This window comes from Enterococcus sp. RTP21361st1_A6_RTP21361_211029, assembly GCF_040910045.1.
Lineage (GTDB): Bacteria > Bacillota > Bacilli > Lactobacillales > Enterococcaceae > Enterococcus_D > Enterococcus_D gallinarum.
In genome coordinates, this window is record NZ_JBDGBK010000101.1 from 1 (window position 1) to 12478 (window position 12478).

Consider the following 12478-nt stretch of genomic DNA (forward strand, 5'->3'; position numbering starts at 1 on the left):
ATTTTTACGTAGTCGTGTAGCAGCTTACTTTGCAGAATTCACATTCCCGCAAGTAACGGAAAGCACGGAAATCAAATTAGCTGAGTTAGGGAATGATGCTGGTGTGATCGGCGCTGCGTCATTAGCATTACAATTTGCAAAGTAGAGAGGAATAGGTAAGATGTCTGTTTGGAACTGGATTAATATTATTTTAGGATTGATTTTATTGGCAATCGCATTGAATTGGGCGTACTTCCAAATTATGGGAAGACGATCAGCCAAAATCATTTCCGAAGAAGAATTTAAAAATGGCATGAAAAAAGCACAAGTGATTGATGTGCGGGAGAAAAACGAGTTCGATGCCGGTCATATCTTAGGTGCACGAAATATCCCATTTACGGTATTAACCAATTCGTTTAGCGCATTTCGGAAAGATCAGCCCATCTACTTATATGATACCCGTAAATCTCTAAGTATCCGTGCTGCGAATAAACTTCGCAAAGAAGGGTTTAAAGAAATTTACATTCTAAAAGAAGGCTATGAAGGCTGGAGCGGAAAAACGAAAAAGAAAACTAGTTAATCAATCAAAAGACTGAGATCAATGATCAAACAAGATGTTCCTAAGAGGCGCGAGAATGAATCGTTAGAAACCATTCAGCAGCTGTAACTGAGAATCTTGTCATCATGGACTCGGTCTTTTTTTTTTGAAAGAATGTGTTAAGGTAGATTCAAAGGAGTGGAAGGAAATGATTAAAGTAAAACGTGTATACGAGGCTGCAGCACCCACAGATGGTTATCGGGTCCTTGTTGATCGAATCTGGCCAAGAGGCGTCAAAAAAGAAGTGGCGGCGATTGATTCTTGGTTGAAAGAGGTTGCACCTAGTACGGAATTGCGTAAATGGTTTGGTCATGATCCAGAGCGCTTTGATGCGTTTTGTCAAAGATACCTAGCAGAACTAAAAAAGAAGCCAGCCGATGATGCCTTTAGTGCATTGCAGCAAATAGTAAAAGACCATAAAACCGTGACATTGGTTTATGGTGCAAAAGATGAAACACATAATCAAGCGGTTGTATTAGCTGAAGAATTGAAAAAACTGCCATTGAAGTAAAATCTTCAATGGCAGTTTTTGTATTAACGAGAGACACTTTTACGCATAGCTCGTTTTCTTTTTTCTTCATTTAGTGCTTGTTGTTCGTCAATTGGATCGATCACTTGTTTTTTGACAGTCATGACTACGCTAGCAGCTGCTGCGATAGTTGCTACTGTACCAACTAAGAAACCTGAAAGAAATCGTTTCATTCTTCTCCACCTCGCCTTTATCTATTTATTTCTATTATGAAACAAAAGTACAAAAATATCAAAAATAAGCCCTTGTATCGCGAGTAAAGGATTGATAAAATTTAGTAAATATTTTATAATAAATTTACTAAATGAAATGAAGGAGCGAAAAAGATGGAACAGCTACAACAAATTTTTGCAGAAAAATTCGGTGAAAAAGGCACAGGATCGTATTTTGCACCAGGACGAATCAACTTGATCGGGGAACATACAGATTATAATGGCGGGTATGTCTTTCCAGCCTCTATCACGATAGGAACGTATGGTGTAGCACGAAAACGGGCAGATAAGCAAATACGTCTTTATTCGGAAAACTTCCCTGAAAAGGGGATCATCACTTTTTCCTTAGACGATTTGGAGTACCGCAAAGAAGACGACTGGACCAATTATCCTAAAGGTGTGATTCGCTATTTGAAAGCAGCGGGTCATGCAATCGACTCTGGTATTGAAATCGCTTTTTATGGCAATATTCCTAATGGTGCCGGCTTGTCTTCTTCAGCCTCCATTGAATTATTGACAGGAGTGATTCTTGATGATTTGTTCGGATTGGCGATCGAACGTTTAGAGTTGATTTTGACAGGGAAAAAAGTTGAGAATGAATTTATTGGGGTTAATTCAGGTATCATGGATCAATTTGCTATAGGAATGGGAAAAAAAGACCATGCATTACTGCTAGATACCAACACTTTAGCTTATGACCTTGTACCTGCAGAATTTGGGGACTATGTCGTAGCTATCATGAATACAAACAAGCGGCGGGAATTGGCAGATTCAAAATACAACGAGCGCCGTGGGGAGTGTGAAGAAGCATTAAAACGACTTCAAACGAAACTGAAAATCCAATCGCTTGGTGAATTGGACGAAGCAACATTCTTTGCACATACTTCACTGATTGAAGATCCAACCTTGATCAAGCGCGCAAAACATGCTGTAACTGAGAATCAGCGTACCTTAAAAGCTAAAGCGGCATTAGAAGCGGGAGATTTAGAATCTTTTGGTCATCTGTTAGATGCTTCTCATGCTTCTTTAAGAGATGATTATGAAGTTACGGGTATCGAGTTAGACACTTTGGTGGCAGCGGCACAAGAACAGCCAGCAGTTTTGGGAGCCCGAATGACAGGGGCTGGATTTGGTGGTTGTGCAATCGCTTTGGTGAAAAAAAGCGAGTGGGAAGCTTTTGCAACGGCTGTCAAAGAAAGCTATCGTGAAAAAATCGGCTATGAGACAGATATTTACCAAGCAAGCATTGATGATGGCGCGCGAAAACTGTAGAATGTAAGACGGATTCATTGAATAAATGAAAGAAAAGGATGATTAAGAATGGCTATTTTAGTATTAGGTGGCGCCGGATATATCGGCTCTCATGCAGTTGATCAATTGATTACGAAAGGATACCAAGCCGTTGTCGTGGATAACCTTTTAACAGGTCATCGTCAAGCGATCCATCCAGAGGCTGTTTTCTACGAAGGAGATATTCGAGACAAAGCATTTTTGCAAAGCGTTTTTGAGAAAGAAACGATTGATGGCGTGATCCATTTTGCCGCAAGCTCTCTTGTCGGTGAATCAGTTGAGAAACCGTTGAAATACTTCAACAACAATGTGTATGGGATGCAGGTATTATTAGAAGTAATGAAAGACAACAACGTTGATCATATTGTCTTTTCTTCTACTGCAGCGACTTATGGCGAGCCAGAACAAAGCCCAATCACAGAAGAAACACCTACAAATCCCAAAAATCCTTATGGGGAAAGCAAACTCATGATGGAAAAAATGATGCGTTGGTGTGATGAAGCTTACGGCATGAAATACGTCGCTTTACGCTACTTTAATGTTGCAGGAGCTAAATCAGATGCTTCAATCGGGGAAGACCATGATCCTGAGACTCACTTAGTTCCAATCATCTTGCAAGTCGCTTTAGGTCAGCGTCAGGAGCTAGCAATTTTCGGTGATGACTATGATACGCCAGATGGAACTTGTATCAGAGACTACGTACACGTAGAAGATCTATGCAACGCCCACATTTTAGCATTAGAATATTTGAAAAAAGGCAATCCTAGCAATGTTTTCAATCTTGGCAGCAACAATGGCTACTCAGTCAAAGAAATGTTGGATGCCGCGCGTACTGTTACGCAAAAAGATATTCCAGCGAAAGTAGCACCGCGACGTGCCGGAGATCCGGGAACATTGGTCGCTTCTAGTGATAAAGCAAAAGCGGTGTTAGGTTGGGAACCTAGTTACACCGATGTGAAACAAATAATTGAAACAGCTTGGAATTGGCACGTTAGCCATCCAGAAGGTTATCAAGACTAGGAGGCAACAAAATGACGCTCAGTCAAACAATCTGTGATTTCGTGACATTAGCGATCCAGGCTGGTGGTTGGATGGAAATGGATCGTATTTATTTACAAAATAGGATCCTTGGTATGATTGGTGAAGAAGACTTTGAATCAGCTACTGTACGACCGGTCGAAGAATCAGCCGTGGTATTGATGGATCAATTGGTCACTCAAGCAAAAAAAAATCAGGTGATCGGCGAGGCACTTGCTGATACCGAAATCCTTGAAGCGCAATTGATGGATTTCTTGACGCCAACGCCTTCTGTGGTCAATGCTTTCTTTGCCCAGCACTATGCAAAAGACCCACAAGAGGCAACGGATTATTTTTACCATTTGTGTCAGCAAAATGATTACATCAAGACTCGAGCCATCAAGAAAAATATTGTTTTTCCGGTAATGACCGAGTATGGAGAATTAGAGATCACGATCAATCTATCCAAACCCGAAAAAGATCCGAAAGAAATCGCTGCGCAGCGAGCAGCAGCAACGATCGATTATCCTAAATGTCTCCTTTGTTTGGAAAATGAAGGTTATAAAGGGCGGCTGAATTACCCGGCTCGAACAAATCATCGCATTATTCGGATGAATCTGGACGGCGAAGCGTGGGGGCTTCAGTACTCTCCGTATGCTTATTACAATGAGCATTCCATCTTTTTGTCTTTAGAGCATCGTCCGATGAAGATCACGCGCAAAACCTTTGATCGTCTATTGCAAATCATTGAGGTTCTGCCTCACTATTTTGTCGGTTCAAATGCTGATTTGCCAATCGTAGGTGGATCGATCTTGTCCCACGATCATTATCAAGGTGGACGGCATACATTTGCGATGGCAAAAGCACCCATTGAGAAAACATTCAAACTAACTGGTTTTGACGAGCTAACGGTGGGAATCGTTAAATGGCCGCTTTCGGTTATTCGGATTCAAGGTCGAGACAAGCAAAAAGTGGCTGCTGCTTCTGATTATATTTTGGCACAATGGAAAGAGTACTCAGATCCTTCCGTTTCGATCAATGCTTATTCAGAAGATGGCACACCGCACCACACCATCACACCAATTGCTCGAAAACAGGGCGAATACTTTGAAATGGATCTTGTTCTTCGGGATAACAATGTTTCTGACGAACATCCTGATGGTATTTTTCATCCTCATAAAGATGTTCAGCATATCAAAAAAGAAAACATTGGGTTAATCGAGGTGATGGGATTAGCGGTCTTGCCTCCACGTTTAGCAACGGAGTTAGAAGAAGTGAGGGCCTATCTTCTTGATCAGCCAAATCAAATTGCTGCTTATCATATTCCGTGGGCACAAGAGATGAAGGAAACCTACACCATCACTGAGGAGAATGTAACAGAGATTGTTTATCAAGAAGTTGGTGGGATTTTTGCAAAAGTTTTGGAATACGCAGGAGTTTTCAAGCGAGATGCATCCGGTCAGGCTGCATTCATGCGTTTTATCAATAAACTTTGAAGTTATTGAGATGACTTTGAAAGAATGGAGGCGCGGGAATGGCTACAATTAAAGATATTGCTGAACAGGCAGGCGTTTCACCAGCGACTGTTTCTCGTGTCCTCAATTATGACAGTGAGTTAGCCGTCAGTTCAGAAACCAAAGAAAAAATATTCAAAACCGCCGAAGCACTGAACTATACAAAGCATAAAAAGAAAAGCCAAGTCGAAAACGGTCGGATTCGTTTGATTCAGTGGTTTGATACCGAAGAAGAACTGGCCGATCTTTACTATTTAGCTATTCGGCTTGGGATTGAGAACAAGACGGAAGAATTGGGGATTCGCTTGTTAAAAGAATCGTTTGCTTCTATCAGTGAGACCCAAGTAGATGGAACGATTGCTTTAGGAAAATTTGATGCCCAGCAGATCGCACAATTAAAAAAGACGCAGCCTCATCTGCTACTCGTTGATTTTGACGGGCTGTCGGCTGGAGTGGATTCATTGGTAGTCGATTTTCAGCAAGCAGTGGATTTGGTCATTGATCATTTTGTTGCTAAAGGACATCAAAAAATCGGTATCTTATCTGGTATTGAATTTACAAAAGGAAGTCGACAAGAAATTGAAGATCCGCGGCTGACGCTATTCAAGGAACGACTGACACGCTTGCGTCTTTATGACGAAGGGTATCACATTGCAGCAGCGTTTACTGTCGAAGATGGATATCAGGCAATGAAACAGTTCTTGCAAGACGCCTTGCCACTGCCTACTGCGTTATTTGCTTCCAGCGATGCTTTAGCCATCGGAGCACTGCGGGCACTGCAGGAAGAAAAGATTCGTGTGCCAGAAGATATCTCCTTGATCGGCTTTAACGATGTCAGTGTTGCCAAGTATGTTTTTCCAACCCTTTCGACAATCAAAGTTCATACGGAGTGGATGGGAGAGTTGGCTGTAACCACACTACTTGAGATCATCAAGAATCCAGCTCCTGTTCCGCGAAAGGTCACCATCGCAACGGAGTTGATTAAACGTCAATCTACGAATCAATGATGGGGAAGTTCATCTGCAACAAATAGAAATGTCCTGAGAATCTATGGGAAAAAGTCTCCAGTAATGGAACAGTTTTCCGTCGCAGTCAGAAACTGTCGCGGCTGCCATAGATTCTTTGGCCATTTTTTTAGTTCACCAGTAACCATGCACCTATGAAAGCAAATAAGCAAAGTTTGGCATTTTATCAGAATATGGTAAAATATGAGTGAGTTTTTTGATTGGGGAGAAAAAGCAATGAAAACATTAGCGATCGATACATCAAATCAAACATTGGCCATTGCAGTCATGGATGGTCAGGAGATCCTAGGACAAAGTCAGACGATGGCTATCAAAAATCACAGCAGTGCATTGATGCCGGCAATCGATTTATTGATGCAATCTGTGGGGGTATTGCCGCAGCAGTTAGAGCGAATCGCAGTTGCCCAAGGTCCGGGATCTTATACAGGATTGCGGATCGGTGTCACGACCGCTAAAACATTAGCCGATACATTACATATCCCATTGGTGGGCGTGTCGAGTTTGAAGAACATAGCTGCGAATTGTGTTGGGGTTTTGAAAGTGATCGTGCCATTATTTGACGCACGTCGCAACAATGTCTATGCTGGTGGCTATCGTTGGCAGGAAGGGGAGCTGCAGTCAGTGATCCCTGACCAGCATGTGGCATTACCGACATTGTTGCATGCACTAGCTGAGTTGCACACAGAGGTACTTTTTGTTGGCGCTGATGCTGCAAAATTTGCCCCGCAAATCACTGAAGCCATGCCGTCTGCACAGATCAATCACGTTTCTTTGTGGAATTATCCGAATGGCGTCGTGTTGGCAGAATTAAGTGAAACAGAGGAACCCGTTTCGTCGATCCATGATTTTGTGCCAGAGTATTTGAAACTTGTTGAAGCGGAAGAAAAGTGGTTGGCATCTCACACTCCAGGAGCGGATACGTATGTTGAAAAAATTTAAATCTTTCAAAGGAAAGCTGCCCCTTTTTCGTAAAGTTCAATACCCAGAACAGACGAAAACGATTCAGGATGAAACGTATGTGATTCGTGAAATCGTCGGCGAAGATATCAAAGAGTTACTGCAAGTGGAACGATTGGTGTATGCCGGCGAGCTGCCTTGGACCAAGAGCGCGTTTCTTTCAGAGATTTATTCGCGATTTAAGCATTTGTACTTGTGTATCTTACAAAATGAGCGCATGATCGGTTTTGCGGGCGTTCGTTTGTTGGGAGAAGATGCTCATATTACCAATATTGCTGTTATACCTGAATATCAAGGCCGAGGTGTCGGCTCTTTTTTGTTGACTGAAATCGAACAGTATGCGCGAAAAAACAAATGTGACCGAATTTCGTTAGAAGTGCGTTTAAGTAATCGTGACGCTCAGCGGCTTTATCGACAGCTGGGCTTTGTCTCGCGAGCGATCAAAACTGCCTACTATACAGAAGGAAATGAAGATGCATTGGATATGGTGAAATTTTTAAATGAATAAACTGTTGAATAAAGAAGAATTGCCTGCAAAAAGTGAAGAGCTGTTATGGCAATTGGCAGAAGCGAGTTACCAAGATGGCTCTCCCTGGACTTGTGAACAATTCAAGCAGGATTTGGCTGCTGTTGACAGTCACTATTTAGTACTCCAGCCAATGGAGGCATTTGTTAGTTACCGTCGGGTTTTAGACGAAGCTGAAATCTTTAATCTCGCAGTCTTACCGGAAAAAAAAGGACAGGGATTGGGGAAACTCTTGCTGCAAGCTGTTATTCAGTCTTGTCAATCTGCTGGCGTCGAAAGGATTTTTCTAGAAGTGCGGGTCCGTAATTTTCCAGCACAAGCCTTATACCTGCGAATGGGTTTTGAAATCATTGGGCGGCGCAAAAATTATTATAGTCATCCTCAAGAGGATGCATTGATCATGGAAAAGAAAGTGAGGCCAGCATCAATCAAATGAATGAATTGATTTTAGCCATTGAAAGCAGCTGCGACGAAACAAGTGTCGCTGTCATAAAGAACGGGGACACGATTTTAAGCAATATCGTGGCTTCTCAAATTAAAAGTCATCAACGTTTTGGTGGCGTTGTCCCAGAAGTAGCTAGTCGACATCATGTGGAGCAGATTACTCTTTGTTTAGAAGAGGCACTGAAACAAGCAGAAGTGACACCAGAAGACTTATCCGCTGTAGCGGTCACGTACGGTCCAGGCTTAGTGGGGGCGTTGCTGATCGGTCTTTCGGCAGCCAAAGCGTTTGCCTGGGCGCATGGATTACCCTTGTTGCCAGTCAATCATATGGCGGGGCATATCTATGCGGCCCGTTTTGTCAAACCTCTGACCTTTCCATTGCTTGCCTTGCTAGTGAGCGGTGGTCATACGGAGCTAGTTTATATGACAGAAGATGGTTCCTTTGAGATTATTGGCGAGACACGTGACGATGCTGCAGGAGAAGCATATGACAAGGTGGGACGAGTCTTAGGACTTTCTTATCCTAGCGGAAAAGAAATCGATCGTTTGGCGCATTTAGGTGAGGACACGTACCATTTTCCCAGAGCAATGATTCATGAAGACAATTTTGATTTTAGTTTTAGCGGATTAAAGAGTGCCTTTATTAATTTTGTCCATAATGCGCAGCAACGAGGAGAAACATTGGACGAAGCCAACCTTGCTGCTAGTTTTCAAGCAAGTGTCGTAGAAGTTTTGGTCACTAAGACGATTCGCGCCTGCAAGACTTATCCTGTTAACCAATTGATTGTTGCAGGTGGCGTTGCTGCAAACCAAGGCCTGCGTCAGGCACTAGATGAAGCAATGAGTGACCTGCCTGAGATTGACTTGATTATTCCACCTTTGCGTTTATGTGGCGATAATGCGGCAATGATCGGGGCCTTTGGGCATATTTTGTTAGAAAAAAAACAGTTTGCCCCACTATCTTTGAATGCTGTGCCAAGCCTAAGTTTTGGTCATGAAATGAAATAATCAAGCATTTGCTGCTCAACATTACAGAGAAGACCGTGGCGTCATCGGGATACGAATCCGAATGGCAGCCCACGGTCTTTTGTTTAATTATTTGGATAAAATTGATTAAAAATACGTAAAACTTGTATATATTGAATAAAAATTATAAAAGATGTATACTGGCTAAAAAACATAGGCAAGAAAGGGTGCAAAAGAAATGAAATCCGTTTTTAAAGGTCGCAGTTTTTTAGCAGAAAAAGATTTTACCAGAGATGAATTGCAGTATCTGATCGATTTTTCATTACATGTAAAAGAATTAAAGCAAAAGAATATCCCGCATCGTTATTTGGAAGGAAAAAATGTCGCTCTTTTGTTTGAAAAAAATTCTACTCGGACACGAGCTGCCTTTACCGTTGCTGCCGTTGATCTAGGAGCGCATCCGGAATTTTTAGGAGCAAACGATATCCAGATGGGATCAAAAGAATCTGTTGAGGACTCTGCAAAAGTATTTGGTCGGATGTTTGATGGGATCGAATATCGAGGATTTAGCCAAAGAATCGTTGAAGACTTGGCGAAATATTCTGGTGTACCTGTCTGGAATGGATTGTCTGACATGTGGCACCCGACACAGATGATCGCAGACTTTATGACGATTCAAGAAAATTTTGGCAGTCTTGAAGGTCTGACGATCGCTTACTGCGGCGATGGAAGAAATAACGTTGCGCAATCCTTACTTGTGACTAGCAGGATTCTCGGTGTTGCTATTCGAATCATCGCACCAAAAGAATTACAGCCGGAACAGCAAGTCATCGAGCTGGCAGAGCAATTTGCCCAAGCATCACAAGCCGAAATTTTGATTACAGATGATGTGGCAGCTGTAGCAGGAGCAGACGTTGTTTATACCGATGTATGGGTTTCAATGGGAGAAGAAGCAAAATTTAAAGAACGAATCGACTTGCTGATGCCTTACCAAGTAAATGCCGAATTAATGAAAAAAACCAATAATGAACAAGCCATTTTCCTCCATTGTTTACCAGCTTTTCATGATACACAAACCAAATATGGGGCCAAAATCGCTGCTGATTTTGGCTTGAAGGAGATGGAAGTGACGAATGACGTTTTTCACAGCAAGCAAGCGCGCCAGTTCGATCAAGCAGAAAATCGCCTTCACTCTATCAAAGCCATTATGGCTGTCACCCTTGGAGATCTATTTATTCCAAAGGTTTAACTAGCGAAATCCATGCAAAGGCGAAAAACCGGCTAGCCAAACCGATTATTTTTTGTTATACTTTCTGGGAACAAAATAGTAGATAATCGATGAGCAAGAAGAGTAGCTTTTGTTTTTCAGCGAGTTCGGGAAGGTGTGAGCCGAACAATCAAGAAAGTGAAGCGCACTTGTGAGATTTTGCCTAGCAAACGGAATTCTGCCGTTATCAGAAATAAGTAGGTCTTTTAAGAATCATTCCTTAAAGGACAAATAGAGTGGTACCGCGGGAAATCTCGTCTCTAGTGCATGTGATGCACTAGAGACTTTTTTTAGTTGTTCCGCATGTACATTCGCTGGGCATTGCTTTCGTATCGAAACAAATGGAGGGAAAGAAAATGAATAATAAACAAATCGTTGCACAAGCTATTTATGCCGCTGTCAAAGAAGATTTGACTTTAGAACAAGTCAGTCAATTGTTAGAAAATCCTAAAACTGCTGAACACGGAGACGTTGCTTTTCCTGCCTTTGCTTTAGCCAAAGTCTATCGCAAAGCACCGCAACAGATCGCTAGCGAGCTGGCGGAAAAAATTGATCCAGCTTCTTTTGAAAAAATCGAAGTCGTGGGTCCATACTTGAACTTTTTTATGAATAAAGAAGTGATCAGCGAACACGTCTTACAAACCGTCTTGAAGGAAAAAAATCATTATGGAGATCAATCAATTGGCAATCAGCAGGCGGTTCCGATTGATATGTCTTCACCAAACATTGCGAAACCAATCTCCATGGGCCATTTGCGTTCGACGGTGATCGGTAATTCGATTGGCTTTATTCTTGAAAAAATCGGTTATCAGCCAATTCGGATCAATCATTTAGGAGACTGGGGAACTCAATTTGGGAAATTGATCGTCGCCTATAAAAAATGGGGTTCTGAAGAAGCAGTTAAAAAAGAACCAATCAATGAACTCTTGCGTTTATATGTTGAATTCCATGAACAAGCAGAAAATGATAAAGCGTTGGAAGATGAAGCTCGGGCATGGTTCAAGAAGCTAGAAGACGGTGATCAAGAAGCAACCGAATTATGGCAATGGTTCCGCGATGAGTCATTGCAAGAGTTCAACAAAATATATGACATGCTGGAAGTAAGTTTTGATTCATTGAATGGGGAAGCCTTCTACAATGATAAAATGACGGAAGTCGTTGAACTTTTGGAAGAAAAACATTTATTACAAGAAGATCAAGGCGCAGAAATCGTTGATTTGACTGCCTATGATCTCAATCCAGCGTTGATCCGCAAATCTGACGGCGCAACATTATATATCACTCGGGATATGGCGGCAGCATTGTACCGCAAACGGACTTATAACTTTGCTAAGTCTCTGTATGTTGTCGGTAACGAACAAAGCTATCATTTTAAGCAATTGAAAGCAGTTCTTAAAGAAATGGGCTTCGATTGGTCAGATGATATGCACCACATCCCATTTGGTTTGATCACCAAAGATGGTAAGAAGCTGTCTACTCGTAAAGGAAAAATCGTTTTATTAGAAGAAGTATTGAATGAAGCCATCGAATCTGCGAAAGAACAAATCACAGAAAAAAATCCAGGCTTAGCGAACAAAGATGAAGTGGCAAAACAAGTGGGTGTCGGTGCGGTCGTCTTTCATGATTTAAAAAATGATCGCCTGAACAACTTCGATTTCACATTGGAAGAAGTCGTTCGTTTTGAAGGAGAAACCGGACCTTATGTCCAATATTCTCATGCACGGGCGATGAGCATTTTAGAAAAAGCACAATTTGATCCTGCCAATGCGCAAGCTCTTGCTTTGAATGATGCAGAGAGCTGGGAAGTGATCAAGTTGATCCAACGCTACCCAGAAACTATCTTACAGGCTGCAGATAAATATGAGCCATCAGTGATTGCTAAACATGCGATCAAATTAGCGCAAGCCTTCAATAAATACTATGCAAATGTCAAGATTTTAGCAGAAGATGCGCAAAAAGATGCTCGATTGGCATTGGTTTACGCTGTAACAGTCTTGTTAAAAGAAGATTTGCGTATGTTAGGATTACATGCACCTGATAAAATGTAAATAAAAAAAAGATACCAACGGCAGCCTATATGTAGTGACCCCAAAAAGTTAGACTTTTATGGAGTGGAGAAATCCACTCCTTTTTTGTATGATAAGATTAACTGTT

13 protein-coding genes, 1 pseudogene and 1 other annotated feature are annotated in these 12478 nt (G+C 41.8%); of the genes and pseudogenes, 13 read left to right on the forward strand and 1 reads right to left on the reverse strand.

Features of this window, described 5'->3' with window-relative positions; genetic code table 11:
• The 3 genes and pseudogenes from AB5Z52_RS14240 to AB5Z52_RS14250 form a co-directional block, all read left to right on the forward strand.
• Window positions 1–145, forward strand: a pseudogene (locus tag AB5Z52_RS14240) (glucokinase); the annotation flags it as partial.
• Window positions 146–160: 15 nt separating this feature from the next.
• Window positions 161–559, forward strand: a complete 399-nt coding sequence (locus tag AB5Z52_RS14245) for a rhodanese-like domain-containing protein (RefSeq protein WP_005472184.1) — start codon at window positions 161–163, stop codon at window positions 557–559.
• A 166-nt stretch (window positions 560–725) separates the two neighbouring features.
• Window positions 726–1088, forward strand: coding sequence for a DUF488 domain-containing protein (locus AB5Z52_RS14250; RefSeq protein ID WP_005472185.1), 363 nt, complete (start codon window positions 726–728; stop codon window positions 1086–1088).
• 23 nt (window positions 1089–1111) lie between these two features.
• On the opposite strand, the gene AB5Z52_RS14255 is transcribed toward AB5Z52_RS14250, so the two are convergent.
• Window positions 1112–1279, reverse strand: a complete 168-nt coding sequence (locus AB5Z52_RS14255) for a DUF3042 family protein (protein WP_003126853.1) — start codon at window positions 1277–1279, stop codon at window positions 1112–1114.
• Between the two features lie 153 nt (window positions 1280–1432).
• On the opposite strand from AB5Z52_RS14255, the gene AB5Z52_RS14260 reads away from it, so the two are divergent.
• The 10 genes from AB5Z52_RS14260 (at window position 1433) to argS (ending at window position 12372) form a co-directional block, all read left to right on the forward strand.
• Window positions 1433–2590 (forward strand): galactokinase, encoded by a 1158-nt coding sequence (locus AB5Z52_RS14260; RefSeq protein ID WP_003126854.1) that lies wholly within the window; start codon window positions 1433–1435, stop codon window positions 2588–2590.
• Between the two features lie 48 nt (window positions 2591–2638).
• Window positions 2639–3628, forward strand: coding sequence for a UDP-glucose 4-epimerase GalE (gene galE / locus AB5Z52_RS14265; protein ID WP_021151224.1), 990 nt, complete (start codon window positions 2639–2641; stop codon window positions 3626–3628).
• Between the two features lie 11 nt (window positions 3629–3639).
• Window positions 3640–5121 (forward strand): UDP-glucose--hexose-1-phosphate uridylyltransferase, encoded by a 1482-nt coding sequence (galT, locus tag AB5Z52_RS14270; protein WP_288551474.1) that lies wholly within the window; start codon window positions 3640–3642, stop codon window positions 5119–5121.
• A 38-nt stretch (window positions 5122–5159) separates the two neighbouring features.
• Window positions 5160–6146 carry a LacI family DNA-binding transcriptional regulator gene (locus AB5Z52_RS14275; RefSeq protein WP_003126857.1) on the forward strand — a complete coding sequence of 329 codons (987 nt, stop codon included), beginning with the start codon at window positions 5160–5162 and terminating at the stop codon, window positions 6144–6146.
• 234 nt (window positions 6147–6380) lie between these two features.
• Window positions 6381–7103: a tRNA (adenosine(37)-N6)-threonylcarbamoyltransferase complex dimerization subunit type 1 TsaB gene (tsaB, locus tag AB5Z52_RS14280; protein ID WP_005472189.1), complete on the forward strand. Its 723-nt coding sequence runs from the start codon at window positions 6381–6383 to the stop codon at window positions 7101–7103.
• Entirely contained in the window at window positions 7087–7629 is a 543-nt protein-coding gene (gene rimI / locus AB5Z52_RS14285; RefSeq protein WP_003126860.1) for a ribosomal protein S18-alanine N-acetyltransferase, read from the forward strand. Before tsaB ends, rimI (AB5Z52_RS14285) begins: the two co-directional genes overlap by 17 nt.
• The gene (rimI, locus tag AB5Z52_RS14290; RefSeq protein ID WP_003126862.1) at window positions 7622–8083 is read left to right on the forward strand and encodes a ribosomal protein S18-alanine N-acetyltransferase; all 462 of its coding nucleotides are present in this window, start codon (window positions 7622–7624) and stop codon (window positions 8081–8083) included. The genes rimI (AB5Z52_RS14285) and rimI (AB5Z52_RS14290) overlap by 8 nt, the downstream gene beginning before the upstream one ends.
• Window positions 8080–9099 carry a tRNA (adenosine(37)-N6)-threonylcarbamoyltransferase complex transferase subunit TsaD gene (gene tsaD, locus AB5Z52_RS14295; RefSeq protein WP_003126863.1) on the forward strand — a complete coding sequence of 340 codons (1020 nt, stop codon included), beginning with the start codon at window positions 8080–8082 and terminating at the stop codon, window positions 9097–9099. Before rimI (AB5Z52_RS14290) ends, tsaD begins: the two co-directional genes overlap by 4 nt.
• Window positions 9100–9295: 196 nt before the next feature.
• On the forward strand, window positions 9296–10306 hold the full coding sequence (argF, locus tag AB5Z52_RS14300) for an ornithine carbamoyltransferase (RefSeq protein ID WP_003126864.1): 1011 nt from the start codon (window positions 9296–9298) through the stop codon (window positions 10304–10306).
• 80 nt (window positions 10307–10386) lie between these two features.
• Window positions 10387–10589: a binding site (T-box leader), on the forward strand.
• A 91-nt stretch (window positions 10590–10680) separates the two neighbouring features.
• Window positions 10681–12372: an arginine--tRNA ligase gene (gene argS / locus AB5Z52_RS14305; protein WP_288551475.1), complete on the forward strand. Its 1692-nt coding sequence runs from the start codon at window positions 10681–10683 to the stop codon at window positions 12370–12372.
• Window positions 12373–12478: the final 106 nt, after the last annotated feature.

Coding starts and splice junctions, on each gene's coding strand:
- argS (WP_288551475.1), top strand. CDS start 10,681: ATGAATAATAAACAAATCGTTGCACAAGCTATTTATGCCGCTGTCAAA.
- tsaD (WP_003126863.1), top strand. CDS start 8,080: ATGAATGAATTGATTTTAGCCATTGAAAGCAGCTGCGACGAAACAAGT.
- AB5Z52_RS14260 (WP_003126854.1), top strand. CDS start 1,433: ATGGAACAGCTACAACAAATTTTTGCAGAAAAATTCGGTGAAAAAGGC.
- rimI (WP_003126862.1), top strand. CDS start 7,622: ATGAATAAACTGTTGAATAAAGAAGAATTGCCTGCAAAAAGTGAAGAG.
- argF (WP_003126864.1), top strand. CDS start 9,296: ATGAAATCCGTTTTTAAAGGTCGCAGTTTTTTAGCAGAAAAAGATTTT.
- AB5Z52_RS14255 (WP_003126853.1), bottom strand. CDS start 1,279: ATGAAACGATTTCTTTCAGGTTTCTTAGTTGGTACAGTAGCAACTATC.
- AB5Z52_RS14245 (WP_005472184.1), top strand. CDS start 161: ATGTCTGTTTGGAACTGGATTAATATTATTTTAGGATTGATTTTATTG.
- rimI (WP_003126860.1), top strand. CDS start 7,087: ATGTTGAAAAAATTTAAATCTTTCAAAGGAAAGCTGCCCCTTTTTCGT.
- AB5Z52_RS14275 (WP_003126857.1), top strand. CDS start 5,160: ATGGCTACAATTAAAGATATTGCTGAACAGGCAGGCGTTTCACCAGCG.
- galT (WP_288551474.1), top strand. CDS start 3,640: ATGACGCTCAGTCAAACAATCTGTGATTTCGTGACATTAGCGATCCAG.
- tsaB (WP_005472189.1), top strand. CDS start 6,381: ATGAAAACATTAGCGATCGATACATCAAATCAAACATTGGCCATTGCA.
- galE (WP_021151224.1), top strand. CDS start 2,639: ATGGCTATTTTAGTATTAGGTGGCGCCGGATATATCGGCTCTCATGCA.
- AB5Z52_RS14250 (WP_005472185.1), top strand. CDS start 726: ATGATTAAAGTAAAACGTGTATACGAGGCTGCAGCACCCACAGATGGT.